This window comes from Erwinia tasmaniensis Et1/99, from assembly GCF_000026185.1.
Taxonomy (GTDB): domain Bacteria; phylum Pseudomonadota; class Gammaproteobacteria; order Enterobacterales; family Enterobacteriaceae; genus Erwinia; species Erwinia tasmaniensis.
Map to the genome: position 1 here is coordinate 14923 of NC_010697.1, position 13298 is coordinate 28220.

General features: G+C 48.0%; 16 protein-coding genes. All 16 read left to right on the plus strand.

The features are described 5' to 3' along the window. Position 1: 1 nt before the first annotated feature. The 16 genes from pilN (at position 2) to ETA_RS00395 (ending at position 13293) form a co-directional block, all read left to right on the plus strand. Complete coding sequence (gene pilN / locus ETA_RS00325; RefSeq protein WP_012443218.1) at positions 2 to 1708, plus strand: PilN family type IVB pilus formation outer membrane protein; 1707 nt, start codon at positions 2 to 4, stop codon at positions 1706 to 1708. A gap of 7 nt (positions 1709 to 1715) precedes the next feature. Next, on the plus strand, positions 1716 to 3071 hold the full coding sequence (gene pilO2 / locus ETA_RS00330; RefSeq protein ID WP_012443219.1) for a type 4b pilus protein PilO2: 1356 nt from the start codon (positions 1716 to 1718) through the stop codon (positions 3069 to 3071). Next, positions 3058 to 3462, plus strand: coding sequence for a type IV pilus biogenesis protein PilP (gene pilP, locus ETA_RS00335; RefSeq protein ID WP_012443220.1), 405 nt, complete (start codon positions 3058 to 3060; stop codon positions 3460 to 3462). The genes pilO2 and pilP overlap by 14 nt, the downstream gene beginning before the upstream one ends. A 13-nt stretch (positions 3463 to 3475) precedes the next feature. Then, positions 3476 to 4993 (plus strand): GspE/PulE family protein, encoded by a 1518-nt coding sequence (locus ETA_RS00340; protein WP_012443221.1) that lies wholly within the window; start codon positions 3476 to 3478, stop codon positions 4991 to 4993. After that, positions 4990 to 6057, plus strand: a complete 1068-nt coding sequence (locus ETA_RS00345) for a type II secretion system F family protein (protein WP_012443222.1) — start codon at positions 4990 to 4992, stop codon at positions 6055 to 6057. The genes ETA_RS00340 and ETA_RS00345 overlap by 4 nt, the downstream gene beginning before the upstream one ends. A 290-nt stretch (positions 6058 to 6347) precedes the next feature. Beyond that, on the plus strand, positions 6348 to 6851 hold the full coding sequence (locus ETA_RS00350) for a type 4 pilus major pilin (RefSeq protein ID WP_012443223.1): 504 nt from the start codon (positions 6348 to 6350) through the stop codon (positions 6849 to 6851). A gap of 43 nt (positions 6852 to 6894) precedes the next feature. Beyond that, positions 6895 to 7833 (plus strand): ATPase, T2SS/T4P/T4SS family, encoded by a 939-nt coding sequence (locus tag ETA_RS00355; RefSeq protein WP_012443224.1) that lies wholly within the window; start codon positions 6895 to 6897, stop codon positions 7831 to 7833. A gap of 12 nt (positions 7834 to 7845) precedes the next feature. Continuing rightward, positions 7846 to 9207, plus strand: a complete 1362-nt coding sequence (gene pilV / locus ETA_RS00360) for a shufflon system plasmid conjugative transfer pilus tip adhesin PilV (RefSeq protein WP_231853266.1) — start codon at positions 7846 to 7848, stop codon at positions 9205 to 9207. Between the two features lie 73 nt (positions 9208 to 9280). After that, positions 9281 to 9709, plus strand: coding sequence for a type IV pilus biogenesis protein PilM (gene pilM / locus ETA_RS00365; RefSeq protein ID WP_042958393.1), 429 nt, complete (start codon positions 9281 to 9283; stop codon positions 9707 to 9709). Between the two features lie 7 nt (positions 9710 to 9716). Then, positions 9717 to 10322: a prepilin peptidase gene (locus ETA_RS00370; RefSeq protein WP_157861756.1), complete on the plus strand. Its 606-nt coding sequence runs from the start codon at positions 9717 to 9719 to the stop codon at positions 10320 to 10322. Further along, complete coding sequence (locus ETA_RS00375) at positions 10307 to 10792, plus strand: lytic transglycosylase domain-containing protein (RefSeq protein ID WP_042958395.1); 486 nt, start codon at positions 10307 to 10309, stop codon at positions 10790 to 10792. Before ETA_RS00370 ends, ETA_RS00375 begins: the two co-directional genes overlap by 16 nt. A gap of 158 nt (positions 10793 to 10950) precedes the next feature. Next, the gene (locus ETA_RS00380) at positions 10951 to 11361 is read left to right on the plus strand and encodes a hypothetical protein (RefSeq protein WP_012443227.1); all 411 of its coding nucleotides are present in this window, start codon (positions 10951 to 10953) and stop codon (positions 11359 to 11361) included. A 378-nt stretch (positions 11362 to 11739) separates the two neighbouring features. Further along, complete coding sequence (locus ETA_RS00385; RefSeq protein WP_157861757.1) at positions 11740 to 12366, plus strand: hypothetical protein; 627 nt, start codon at positions 11740 to 11742, stop codon at positions 12364 to 12366. A 152-nt stretch (positions 12367 to 12518) separates the two neighbouring features. After that, the gene (locus tag ETA_RS18920; RefSeq protein WP_071819143.1) at positions 12519 to 12785 is read left to right on the plus strand and encodes a hypothetical protein; all 267 of its coding nucleotides are present in this window, start codon (positions 12519 to 12521) and stop codon (positions 12783 to 12785) included. 56 nt (positions 12786 to 12841) lie between these two features. Further along, positions 12842 to 13045 carry a hypothetical protein gene (locus tag ETA_RS00390; RefSeq protein ID WP_042958396.1) on the plus strand — a complete coding sequence of 68 codons (204 nt, stop codon included), beginning with the start codon at positions 12842 to 12844 and terminating at the stop codon, positions 13043 to 13045. Between the two features lie 2 nt (positions 13046 to 13047). Continuing rightward, positions 13048 to 13293, plus strand: a complete 246-nt coding sequence (locus ETA_RS00395) for a hypothetical protein (RefSeq protein WP_012443231.1) — start codon at positions 13048 to 13050, stop codon at positions 13291 to 13293. Positions 13294 to 13298 lie beyond the last annotated feature (5 nt).

Sequence of the window (13298 nt, forward strand, 5' to 3'; positions counted from 1 at the left end):
AATGCTAAATAAAAGAACACTCACATTGCTCATTGGAGCACTGCTGCTTTCTGGATGCGCATTTGAGCGTATCAACGATGTTAACCGCTCATCGGATCATACCGCAGATGAAGCCAGTTCACTGATAAAGCAGGCGGTTGATAACCGCCCTGTTGTGCAATTTCAGAACAGCCAATACGTGAACTCTACACCCCTGCCTGTTGCGAAATATGACGCGCCCGGAGAAGTGGTTAACTGCAACATGCCGTACCGGGCAAAATCACCACAGGATATCTTTCAGTTTAGCCAGGACATTGCCACAGTCTGCCATATACGCACACGAGTAACGCCCGACGCGATGGCTTTTTTATCAGGAGGTGGCGCTGAAAACGGATCGCCGACCCAACGTCTTACAAGTGTACCGTCACCTGTTTTGCCTTCTTCTGGCGAAATGCGACCACTCAACGCGTTTGGGGCCACAAATACTGGTAGCTCGCAGAGCACGCCAGGTAATGCCTCTAAAACTTTTTCTAACATCATTTATGACGGTCATCGACTCGCTGAATTACTCGATATCGTGACGGCCAGACTGGGTATTTCGTGGAAGTTTGAAGACGGCATGGTGACGTTTTTCTACCTACAGACGGCGCGATTTGATATTGAGCCGTCCGATGCTAAATACAACCTGACCGGTTCCGTGGTGAGTGGCGTATCAAACAGCAATAGCGCAGACGGCGGTGGCCAGGGGGGGGGGAGCGGTGGCAATGGTGGCGTGTCAGGCGAAAGCGGTACAAATCTGAAATCCGATGTGGTCATGGGCAACAATCTCTATGACGATCTCAAATCTACTGCTGAAAGTATGCTAACCCCTCATGTCGGACGTCTGGATATGAATAAGACGACAGGAACGGTTGTCATAACTGACGTGCCGGAAGTCGTTCGGCGCGTGGGTGAATATCTGAAATCAGAAAATAAGGCGCTCAGCCGCCAGGTGAATCTGAAAGTTGTGATTTACACAGTTAACAGCGATGTTAGCGATGCCGTGGGCCTCGACTGGAGCGTTATTTACAAGACGCTGGCGGGCAAATACGGCATCAACCTTGCTGGCCCTGGCGGTTCAATCGTTGACGCCGGTTCGCTCAGCTTTTCGGTTCTTGATACCGCAACGGGCAGCGCCAGGCAGTTCGCCGGCTCATCGTTCCTGTTTGATGCGCTATCAAAACAGGCAAAAGTTGCGGATGTACGCACGATTCCTTTGATGACAAGCAATATGGCATCGGCCTCAGTAGTTGTAGGCCGTCAGATCGCTTACTTAAAAAGTGTCGCTACGACAGTTTATTCCACTGGTAACAGCACTCTTCCATCACAGACGTTAACGCCGGGTTCAGTTACGACTGGCACCAATATCACTATTTTCCCGAAAGTCCTCGATGGTGGGGATCGTATGATGCTGAATATGTTTCTCAACATATCGAGCCTGATTCAGCTACGTCAAATCAGCTCGGATACCGAAAAACTGGAGGCCCCGGAAGTTGATTCACGCTCGGTTCCTCAGCGTGTCTGGCTTAAACCAGGGCAGACTGTCGTCATCAGTGGACTTGAGCAAAACGTCACTAACGTAAACAAGGAAGGGATGTTCTCACCCGACAACATTGTGACGGGCGGCAAACGTTCGGGTGGAAGCATACGTCAGTCGTTTGTCATAACAGTGACCCCGTTTATTCAGTGAGCCTCTTATGATGAAAAATAAAACGAAATCGGCACTGGTAGCAGAGTCCGGTCACATACGCGTGCTGACCATTCAGCAGAAGCGTTTTGTTGTCGGTTTAACATGGCAAACGATACGCGATCAGCGTAACCCGATGAAAGAAATTAAGCGCGTGGGTAAGGCCCAGGGGTTAGACCTGGTTGCTGTGCGTCACAGCGACAGTATCCAGGCAGGGTTTGCGCCAAAAACGCGGTTACGGTTGCGCGGGTCTTATTCGCTTTCAGTTGCGCTTGCTTCACTTCTCGACGGCTGCTGCATCGCAGTTGTACCCCTTGGTGAAAATCCTACAGGTGTTGCGCAGTATACATTGGTCGGTAAAACAGAACGGGGGGGTATCCATCCGTGGTCAGATCAGATTTATACGGGCGAAAAGCTGCTACAGACAATAATCGATCTGCGCGATGAACTGCGCGGCAGTAAAAGCGATCTCGACGTGAAAGTGTATGGCGACACGTCGATACCGGGGGTAACGACAGCGTTTGACATAAAAGATGTGCTGACGCGCAATAATCTTCGTAAAGACTTCCGTCTGCGACCGCTGACCTGGGGAATGACTCGTGGACAGCTGATCGCTGCAGGAGCTGCAACGATACTCGTATTGAGCGGCCTGATGGTTTATTGGCATTTTGAAGCTGAACGAGAAGCAGAGGCGCGTGCAGCTTTACAGCGTGAAATCGCCAGGCAGGAAGCGCTGAACAAAGAGGCACGGTATCAGGCAGCGCTACAGAGCTTTCGCCATCCGTGGACAGAAAATCCGTCAGTCACCACCTTTATCAGGCACTGTCAGGATATGAAAGACAAAGTACCAGTTTCGATATCTGGCTGGATGTCCGTTGTCGTCGTATGTACGAATACCGGCGTTGCTGTGCAGTCGGTGCGCAGAACAAATTCAGCGGCAACGACTGCACAATATGTTGCAGCGGTACAGAAGTTGTTTGACGTAATGCCGGTATTCAACTTTCAGGACAGTAGTCAAACCTCGTTTTCTCTGACGCAGACATTGCCGCCTGAAGGTGATGATCCGATGCTACCAGTGAGTGAAAGACTGATAGGTTTTATCTCTCTCTTTCAGTCTCTGAATATCGATTTGTCAGTAAACGCAGTACAAATAAAAGATGTTGCTCAGAACAACGCAGGTGAGAACCTGCCGTTGCAGGACTGGCAGGAATACCAGTTTTCAGCTGAAACAGACGTGCCGCCTTTAATGATTTTTAAAGACTCAGATTATACCGGCATTCGCCTTTCTGAAATCACCACCGCAGTTAACACTTCTGACGGCTCAGTCAGATATAAAATTACGGGATCACTCTATGGAAAACGCTAAATACGCAGCGCTACTGTTGCTTTTTTGTGGGATTGCTCACGCTGAAGACGTGAAAACGTTCGGTGACCTTGACCACTTACAAAGTGGTCGCGTGTTCTATGACGCGCAGGCCGCTTTTAATAAAGCGAAGATGGCAGCAGATCAGCCAGAGTCTATTACTGTTTCTGGATTACCGGGTAATACCGGGGAGCAAGCGCCGCAAACCAGTAAGTTGCCATCTCTTGAAAAAATCGCCGGTGCTGTGGCAACGCTGAGCTTTACAGACAGCAGCAGCAGCTCACAGGTACGGGCGGGTGACAGTGTTCAGGGCGGTTTTACTGTTGTGTCTGTCTCGATGCGCGGCGTAGTTCTTAAGCGTAATTTCGACGGCCATGTGTTCACTCTCAACTGAGGTTTGGCAAAGCATGACGCAGATTAGTGAAAAAACTCACTCGTTAGTTTCTCTTCCCGTTCGGGAAAACGGCAGTCATTTTTCTATGACGCTGCGCGAAAGTATGAGGCTGATCCGTGACGAACAAAATCAGGATTATAGTCTCTACGTCCTTCACGAGTTGGGTCAAAGCACAGAATATTTTGAACTTCGACAGCAGCTGCGTAAGAACGAAATTGATATCCAGGTTGTATGGTGTGACCGCGCAGAAATTGAAAAGTTATCACATCAGTTCAGCGATTCAGGAGATGAAACAGAGGGCAGCAGCGATTACCAGAACCTTAATCTCACACTGATAGCAGACGCCACGGCACAACGTGGATCTGATATACATTTCAGGATAGAAAGTCGTTTCACGCGCGTACTTTATCGAATCGACGGCAATATGAGGCAGGTGCGTACTGAGTCTGTGGAGTGGGGAACGCGGCTTGTTAACACGCTCTATAACTCAATGAGTGAAGAGCAGAGCCATACCTCTCTGAGCTACACAGAACCGTGTGACGCGCGTGTCAAAGAACAGTTCGTCAACGGCTACGGACTCAGTACGATACGATTTGCAAGTCGCCCAGGCGGTCAGGGAAGGCTGGCCGTGGCGCTTCGACTCGTTAGCCGCCGAAAGCAAACGCTAAATTTTAACCAGCTGGGACTAAGACCGGCTGAAGAAAACACGCTACGCCGGACGTTAACGAGTTCTGGCGCAACGCTGTTTAGTGGCCCTACCGGTCACGGGAAGTCTACGGTTTGTCAGTGTTCAGCAGAGTGGCTGGCAGCTGAAGACCCCGGAGAAAATATCCTTTCTGTCGAAGACCCGATTGAATCACCAATCGATGGCGTATTTCAGACACCAAAAGGAAAACAAACTTACGCAGAGGGCGTTGAAAACCTGCTACGAATGGATCCAGATCGACTCTATGTCGGTGAAATTCGTAGTCCTGCCGCCGCAAACGCCGTCATTGAGGCCGTGAACACCGGTACACCATTGCTATCAACAATTCACACTAATTCAGCAGCGGATATTCTGCACCGGCTGCGCGGATTCGGCGTCGATAATGACCTGCTATTTGACCCGACGATAGTATCGGGCTTGGTCGGACTGCGGCTTGTACCGTTGCTGTGCAACGAATGCAAGATACCGTGGCACGAGGGGCGGTCAAGTGTCAGTCCTGTGATGCAGGAGATGGTTGAAAGTCATGCTGATATTTCAAAGGTCTACTTGCGAAGGCCGGGCGGGTGCAGCTGTTGCGGCGGCACGGGAATAAAAGGACGAACGGCGGTGTTTGAAGTCATCGAAACGGATAACGTGTTTATGCGTATTTACAACGTCAAAGGAAAGCTCGCGGCGTACCTGGACTGGATAGACAAAGGCGGCGTAACGCTATGTCAGAACCTGACAAATTTAATTAACGAGGGCTTAACCGATCCGGTTTGGGCGCATCGGCGGATATGCAACCTCGACCGCGATACACGCTTAAAAGCGGGGGCCGAAATGTGAACAGATTTGAACGTTTTCTTTATCATGCCACTTTCAGCGAACTAGACCGCATAGAGATTTATGATGATTTCAGGCAGTATCTTCTCGACGGGAGACACGTAAAAGATGCTTACCAGCGTCTGATAGATAATTACAGCAGGAGAGGTAAGAAGCCCGGCGATGCTGTAGCTCAGATATTGTCAGAGTGTGCTGAAAATTTAGGAAACGGATTCGGACTGGGCGAATCAATGCGCGAATGGATACCCGATCAGGAGCTGAGCATTATAGAGTCATGCGATCTGGCGGGGCGACCTGAAGATGGGTTCATGAACGCAATCACTATTGCAGACGGAACGGGACGGATCCGCAGCATCGTTAAATCAACCGCAACAGTTTCATGCTACTTGATACTGCTTTCAATCGGTGTTGTGGCATTATTCTGTATCATGCTTGTTCCTGCTATTTTGCAATCTGTACCGCTGCAACAGTGGAACACATTACAGACCGGCGTGTATTACTTTTATCTGCTGCTAACTCAGTGGTGGTGGCTGCTGCTGCTGTGTATGGGGGGCATTGTTGCCGCCGTGATTTTCTCGTTGAACCGACTGACGGGGCGATTACGTTTCTTTCTGGATCGATTTCCTCCCTGGTCGATTTACCGGCGCATTCAGGGAGCTGCTTTTATCATGAACATGAATGCGATGGATGCGGCAGGGATTCCCATCGAGCAGGCCGTAACCAGCATGAAAAAGTCAACGCGCTCGTCATGGCTTTATGAACGTCTTGAGGCGCTGGAACGTGCTGTAAGCACGGGAGAAAAAAACCTGGGCCAGGCGCTTGATGCAACGGGCTACGAATTTCCCGATGAACGCGCAATCATCAAACTACAAAGCCTGTTTGAGACAAAAAACAGTGAGGGTTCTCTGAAACGATTCGCTGCAACCTGGCTTGACCGCACGGTAAGCAGCGTAGAGAAAACCGGCGATCGAATGCGTATAGTCTGCCTGTTGCTCAGCGGTGTTATGATTTGCTCATTAATGCTCATCATGTTCAGTCTTATCCAGAAAGCATTTTTCTTTAATTAAAAACGTATCAGGCTTTATCTCATTTTCATTAATTGAGTCGAGGTAATGAATTCAATAACTACGTCAATAATAAGAGGTTAGATGAAAGGAAATAAAGTGGGCTTATATTTAAATGATATGACCGTGACATATGGCCTCTCTGCGGTAATTATTATTTTTATTCTCTTTGCAGCTCCGACATTTTTTCATTAAGAGATTAAAGAACTAAACCACCATTTTACAAACTTCAATCCAAACGAAACACGCTTCTCGCGTGCTCACTAAATACGTCCAACAAAAGGGTTTTAAGCATGAAAAAGTTAAAAAAAGGTATCGCGCAGATTACTGACCAGACCGTATCACTGGGTATCAGTATGGTGATTATCGGCCTGGTTCTTGCAGCGGCGACAGTCGGCTACTTCTATGTGAAAAGTACGAGTGATACGTCACTACTGACAATGGTGATAAACGAAACGAAAAATCTTAAAAACAGCAACGGATACGGAAACGATGATTTTGTACCTGCGCTAATAAAGGGTGGCAGCATTTCTAAAAGCTACACAATCGCTGATAACAAAATATATAACAAGTCGGGAGGGCAGGTAACGGTCACTGGAAATGGTGTCGGGTTCATCGTAACCACAAGTCAGTTGCCACAAAGCGATTGCCTGAAAATAGCGAAAAGTCTGGGTACAACGGATTTGAAGTCAACAAAAATCAATAACACCACGTTTACGGGGGAAGTCACCGCCGCAAATGCGGCGACTGAATGCACCGATGGCAATAATACGCTGACATTCAATACAAAATCATAACCCTTACCGCCGCCGCATAGCGGCGGCAATACCCGGACTTATCATGACAGTAAATACACTCAGAGAATCTGACTTTATCGACCTCTATATTGGTGAAAGCTATGCTGAAATCAAAGGGATGCTGGGTTCTGCCAATTTTTTGTCACCTGTTCCTGAATGTCTAAGCGATGATGTAAAAAAAATTCAGGCCGTATGTATCAAACAGCATCGCGAAACGGGCCGGAGTGAATTTTCGGTTTTTTACGATACACGTTTATACCGCGCAACAATCTCAAAAGACTTGCTCGGCCGCACAGACCTGGTGCTGAGGCAGACACCGGCACATATACGTGCATTCAAAGATATTCCTTTCAGCACCCCACTTCGTCGATCTGTAGAACAGCCAGCCGCCACAGGACTGTTTCTGATCGCCGGAAAAATGGCCTCTGGTAAAACCACCACGGCATCGTCAATCTTACAGCACAGGATTGAGAAAACCGGTGAGCTTGGCGTGGCGATTGAAGACCCTGCAGAAACCCTGCTACAGGGCAGACACGGAAACGGGCGCTGTATCCAGCTTGAAGTACATGAAGATGAGGGCTATGCCAGCGCAACGCGTAAAGCGTACCGAATGGGTGCGTCAGCATTCTTGCTGGGAGAAATCCGAGATGGTGCAACTGCACATGAAGTGCTGAAAGCCTCGCTCAGCATGTTTGTCGTTTCAACAATTCACGCATCATCGATTACTGAAGCCCTAGAGCGTTACGTTATGTTCTGTGAAGAAGTGAGTCCTGCTGCACGCGCTAACATAGCCAGCACACTGTATGTGCTGGCGCATCAGACGATGCGCATCAATACAGATAACAACCAACGTCATGTCGATATAGCCGGTTTCAACATACGCAACACGCCAGCCGCCGCGACAATAAGGGCAAAAATAACCGCCGGAAATTTCAACCTTACAGACCAGTTCAGCAACATGACATATGAATTTAGGGACTAAATCGTGAACAAGATGAAACGAGGTATTGCACAGATTACAGATGCAACAGTGGCGTATGGAATAGCCATCGTAATTGTTGTGACACTATTTATCCCACTGATTGTATGGGCTGCGGAGGAGTATCAACTCAACGTGGCAGCAGGTCAGGCGAATACGGTGCAGAAAGCCGTTAACCGTTACATTGCCGATCAGCAGGCAACAATTGCAGCGGGGAGCAGTCCGACCAGAGGTTTTACGCTTACAGTACCTATGCTCGTTAATGCCGGTTACTTGCCATACGGCTTTTCATCGACTAACGCTTACACTGCCACTTATCACACGCTTATCTTTCAGCCAGCGGTCAACAAATTTCACACTATGACGTTTCTAATAGATGGTGCACAGCTGACGCTCAGCCTGGCGCGCAAGTTCGCAAATCATATTGGAGCAGCCGGTGGCTATATAGAGAACGGCGTGGCTAAGGGCGCGATTGGTAGCTGGCAGGAAAACCTGTCGGCCTTCGGAGGCTACAATCCGGGTGAAGGGAGCGTGGTGATTGCCGGCTTCTACTCCAACGGTGCGCTAGTGAACGATTATCTTTACCGTCACAGCGTTGCAGGGCATCCAGAACTCAACACGATGGGTACTACGCTTAACATGGGCAGCAACGACATTAGCAGCGCGAAAACCATCGGGACCCAGACGCTGAACGCGTCGGCCGATGTAAATACCGCACGACTTACCGCCACGCAGAGTATCCAGTCGAACGACACCATCAACGCTAACGGTAATATCACCTCCCGGAGCAGTATTTCTGCTTCGGGAAATGTCACGGCCAGCGGAAGCATGTCCGCTTCAGGAAGCGTCACCGCCGGTAATGACGTCACGGCCAATGGCACACTTCGTGCCGGTCAAGACGCGGTGATTGGTGGAATAATGAAGCTGCAGCAGGTCAATACAGCCGGAACATACTGTGATACCTGGGGCGGCGTCAGCCGGGACAGTTCGGGCGCCGTATTGTCCTGTCAGGCTGGTATATGGGACTGGGTGCCTTTTTCACGAGATGAAAATGGCGGGATAGCCTTCCCGAACGGATTGAAAATTGCTTGGGGAACGGGTGCAGCCGTCACCCTTTCTCAGACCAACTCGCTGGCTTCTGGCTATGGCCTTTATGAAGGGTGGGTAGGTGTGACACCGCAGTTTTACATCAACGGAAAGCAGATATCCTTTTCACGTGTTCTCAATGTGCAGATCACTCCCGATGATATCGGCGGTGAAGGCGCGAGTGAAATGGCGTGGCTGGGTACAATTTATCCTGGTAGTTTTTCAGTGGGAACATCATCCCGCATACAGGGTGCTACGCAACGCTTTCACTGGTCTGCCATTGGCTACTGAAATTTTAAATAAAGGGCTGGGTATCGTTCCGATCTCAGTGACGGGCCCGGCGGCGAGATTATCAGGCTTAACCATGCGATCTTCCCTTTTTTTCGCTGCCGCACTGCTCGCGGCGGTGAGCATTCTGTTGTCCTGCGTCAATGATGCAAACAGGGACACCTTGGCCAACGCGCAGCAGGCGCAGCAGTCGGGCCAGTTTCTTCACTACGTATCTGCCTTTAACGATCTCTGGGTAGCCGATACGCCTCCCGACGGAGATGCCGCTTCGCGTATCACGCTGCCGGACTGGCTACCCCAGAGCAGCAGTATTCGTCTGCGCATCAGCGGGGGGGCCGGTTACGTTTACACACCCTCTTCCCCCGGCTTCTATGCGCAGCTGATGGAGGACACGGAATACAGTTCGCACTTTGGCATGAGCGATGCGGCCGGTATCAATACTCCGTCAGGGCGGCTTGCCCGCCCCGACTTTATTCCGGCGGGCTATGTGGTTTACGTGAGGTAATATGATAATGCTTTTTGTATCAATACTATATTCGCTAGTCTTGGCATTTAATATACCTACGCTATATCAAGGTGCCAAGGTTAGCGTAGTAGAAAATAATATCTATTTTAGTAAGCAGGATAACAGTGTCAGCATAAAACCCTTTTTTGCAACCTTTATCATTTGCGCCGGAGTGGTTCCGTGCTGGCTTGTTAGCCACAGCTACGGTTTAACTTTTTTTATCGCGCTTTTTGGCAGTGCAGCATATATAGACTATGTAACGCGCTGGGTGCCAGATATTCTCATTTTTGCGTTATCCTGGATTGCGTTAAGCACGGTGATGCCTGGCGAGTTTGATGCCGCACCTGTATTAGTTAGCGCTGCTGTTATGGTCATTCCGTGCCTGGTAGTTAATGTTATTGCAATTATGCGTTGCCAGCGACCAGCGCTGGCCAGCGGAGATATTTACCTTTTGCCTGCTATTGGCGTATGGCTAAGACCTGAATGGGGGGCAGCATGTCTTGTGACGAGCTTTTTACTCGCCGGATTAGGTGGGCTGCGTTATCAAAATATTCCGTTCGTAACCGTTATATATCCAGTTTTTGTAGTGGCAGTAATATGCAACGCACAGTGATATTGATATTGATTGTTGTGGGGATTTTCTCATGCCCCTTGCGGGCGGGTGCGAACGCATTAACTGATATTACACAATGTTTCAGAAACGCAGGTGAAAGGTTCAGCGTGGACTGGCGATTGCTTAAGGCTATCGCAGAAGTGGAAAGTTCACTCAATCCCGGAGCAATAGGGCTTAACAGAAAAGCAGGGGTCGTTGTCAGTGAAGACGTCGGTATGATGCAGATAAATTCGTCCTGGTATCCCGTACTTGATAAAATGGGGATTAGCAGAAAAGAATTACTTAATAACCCATGTCAGAATATACACGTGGGTGCGTGGATCTTAGCAAGTAATATTATGAATAACGGTGTTAACTGGGAATCCGTCGGAGCATATAACGCGGGTTTCAAAGGGGCAAACGCGCCTTTTCGTATGAGGTATGCAAAAAAGGTTTATGCGCGTTATTTAGTCTTGATTGGTTCTGATTGATTTTACGGGAGTATGTAAATTCCGCATGATGAAAAAATTAGTATTATATTTTCAATCATAATTCTTGCTGTCTCCTTTGCCGGGGTTGTACTTTATGTAATAAATAACCTTCCATGATCAATGGTTTTTAAATGAAATTCGAACTGACAGGAAACTGAATGATGGAAAAAATAAGGTATCAGCGAACGGGTATTGCAGCCTGCTTATTTCTTTTTGGTTGGTTGAGCGCCGTAGGTTACCTGAGCTGGCAATATGAATTTGACTTCTCACCCTGGCAAAAGGACGAGGCATCCGTGCTGCCCCTGACGCAGGCAATCTTTAAGCATCAATGTACCAGTGAGAACCAGACGTTAACCCGCGATGGCGACAAGGATTTTGAAACTTATAGCGCGGCGTGGTTCGGCTGTCTTTCCGACCGCTCTGATGCACTCATGCGCCGTCTGTCGCTGTCCGTCACCGGATACAGTGACCTGAGCTGCAGGATGAAGGCCGAAGGTGAAGGACGTCCTGACGACGCCTGCAAAAAGGCGCTCGATGAGCGGATGCTGATGCACCATGTGCTGAAATAATTTTCCTTAGAAGGTGAAAATAATCAGGCAAAAGAGTTGGACTTGTTCTGGTGTTGGTAACAGTGCTTTATTACATTTTGTTTTGATGATGATGCCGGAGTAAAGGTGAAGCCGCGCATTTCTATCCTGATTGTGTTTTTAGTGACTATGAACTCAACGAAACCCTGTTAGCACTTTTAAAAATGGAAGATGAAATGATTGTATAGATTATTCGAAGTGCCTATTGAGTTCAAAATTAGGTTTTCTTTTCATTGCCATCGTCTTAGCTAGATTCATGCTTGCCTATTATATATATAAGCGTGTCACTATTGATGGTTTTTTGTTTCCCGGAGAATTAACATGACTATGCGCCCTTACAGAGCATCAGGGGGAATAAACGTGAAGAACACATCTTACTCTTCCTGTGAACAGAACGAGCAGAGCTTCATTATGTGCCTGTCTCATGTCGAAAAGTGGGCCTGCCACCATGCGTTCACGGAGAGTGAAATCCGACAAGATATGCTCGGTATGATTGCTGAAATGCGCCTCAGTACTCACCTGTCGGGCTACCCGGCGGCTGAGAAAATAGCAACGCTGGCATGGCGGGTTCGTGACGAGAAGTTTCGCATCGTCCGGGAGCTGGGGCGCGGCGATCCAGCGGTGCCAGAGATGCAGCGGCTGCTTGATATGCTGAAGCGACTGAAAACGGGGGCAATACAGGCGTGGCCCGTAGACGTTTCACAATTATCGAGCCAGAGGGCCTGGAGGTACAGGAATTGGGCAGGTATCGCGGGTTGTTTGCTGATGATTATGTCGCCCATTTTACTTGGGCTGCTTGTTTGTCTTCCGCCCGGCCGGTTCAGCGTACTTGCGCTCATGGTATATGTCATGCTGACGGAAGCTGTCGCCGCGATAAGCCAGGATAAATTTTCTACTCACTTCGCGGCCATTACCCGCGGTGTTCTGTTCCTCACCGGTGCCGGAATGATACTGCATTACGATTGCACCACAGTGAGCGTTTTCTAATGAAACGCTTTCAGCTGCACACGGGCATCATTATTACAGAAAACTATGATGAGCTGCCGGACAGTTTATAAAGAATTGAACAATTTCGAGATATTAGCATGATTCAAGTGACTACGGTTGTGATTGGAACAAGTGTTATAGACAGGAATACAATGGAAATTGATATAACACCATTCCCTGAATACAGGAGTAATCATTATCTTTCCATACCATGCCGAGGGGTTGTATTCTCCGGTGAAATATATGAAAACAGCCGTTGTCAGTCTGGGGTTATAGAATCCCATCACAATACAGCAGACTGGGGAGTTGTACTTTCAAGTTACAAAAACTGGTTGTCAGAGAAAGGTAAAATATTTTCTTTCTTATTTGTGTTATTAAATGGGGAGTTGGTTCACCATGAAGTTAACATGTTGAAGTAAATGCTTATGAAATCTTACGATAGTGAAATTAAAAGCCAATAAAAATGGATAAAGCAATGATGACTGAATCTGATAAAGAGCGTTTTAATAACCGTATATGTGTTGATAAATTGCTTATAAGTGCAGATGTGTATGTTACACCAAGCATGACAGTAAGTGCGGCAGAGGTAGAGTTAACGGTTCCTGATTCTGATTATCAAGCCACGCAAAATTTGAGCGATGTAAAAATTAGTTTCCCGCTTTCAGATGTTGGTACATAGCTATGAAATATATTAGTGATGATGAATACCAGAAGTCGTTAAGTGTTTTTACTGAAATACTCAACGCAGATATTGATGTATATGATAGCGAAGATATAAAAGCCATAAAAAAATTCGAAGATGCTTTAGATCTTTGCCTTGATTATGAACGGCAATGTTACAGTCAAAAACTCAATGAATCTGCGATAAGTTCATACATGGCGTCAAAGCCTAAGCGTGCAGCATTCCGTATTAAATCTATTTATTAAATTTA

Excerpts from the sequence above, each read along its gene's own strand:
- pilN (WP_012443218.1), top strand. The coding sequence starts at position 2 with ATGCTAAATAAAAGAACACTCACATTGCTCATTGGAGCACTGCTGCTT.
- pilO2 (WP_012443219.1), top strand. The coding sequence starts at position 1,716 with ATGATGAAAAATAAAACGAAATCGGCACTGGTAGCAGAGTCCGGTCAC.
- pilP (WP_012443220.1), top strand. The coding sequence starts at position 3,058 with ATGGAAAACGCTAAATACGCAGCGCTACTGTTGCTTTTTTGTGGGATT.
- ETA_RS00340 (WP_012443221.1), top strand. The coding sequence starts at position 3,476 with ATGACGCAGATTAGTGAAAAAACTCACTCGTTAGTTTCTCTTCCCGTT.
- ETA_RS00350 (WP_012443223.1), top strand. The coding sequence starts at position 6,348 with ATGAAAAAGTTAAAAAAAGGTATCGCGCAGATTACTGACCAGACCGTA.
- ETA_RS00355 (WP_012443224.1), top strand. The coding sequence starts at position 6,895 with ATGACAGTAAATACACTCAGAGAATCTGACTTTATCGACCTCTATATT.
- pilV (WP_231853266.1), top strand. The coding sequence starts at position 7,846 with ATGAAACGAGGTATTGCACAGATTACAGATGCAACAGTGGCGTATGGA.
- pilM (WP_042958393.1), top strand. The coding sequence starts at position 9,281 with ATGCGATCTTCCCTTTTTTTCGCTGCCGCACTGCTCGCGGCGGTGAGC.
- ETA_RS00370 (WP_157861756.1), top strand. The coding sequence starts at position 9,717 with ATGCTTTTTGTATCAATACTATATTCGCTAGTCTTGGCATTTAATATA.
- ETA_RS00375 (WP_042958395.1), top strand. The coding sequence starts at position 10,307 with ATGCAACGCACAGTGATATTGATATTGATTGTTGTGGGGATTTTCTCA.
- ETA_RS00380 (WP_012443227.1), top strand. The coding sequence starts at position 10,951 with ATGATGGAAAAAATAAGGTATCAGCGAACGGGTATTGCAGCCTGCTTA.
- ETA_RS18920 (WP_071819143.1), top strand. The coding sequence starts at position 12,519 with ATGGAAATTGATATAACACCATTCCCTGAATACAGGAGTAATCATTAT.
- ETA_RS00390 (WP_042958396.1), top strand. The coding sequence starts at position 12,842 with ATGATGACTGAATCTGATAAAGAGCGTTTTAATAACCGTATATGTGTT.
- ETA_RS00395 (WP_012443231.1), top strand. The coding sequence starts at position 13,048 with ATGAAATATATTAGTGATGATGAATACCAGAAGTCGTTAAGTGTTTTT.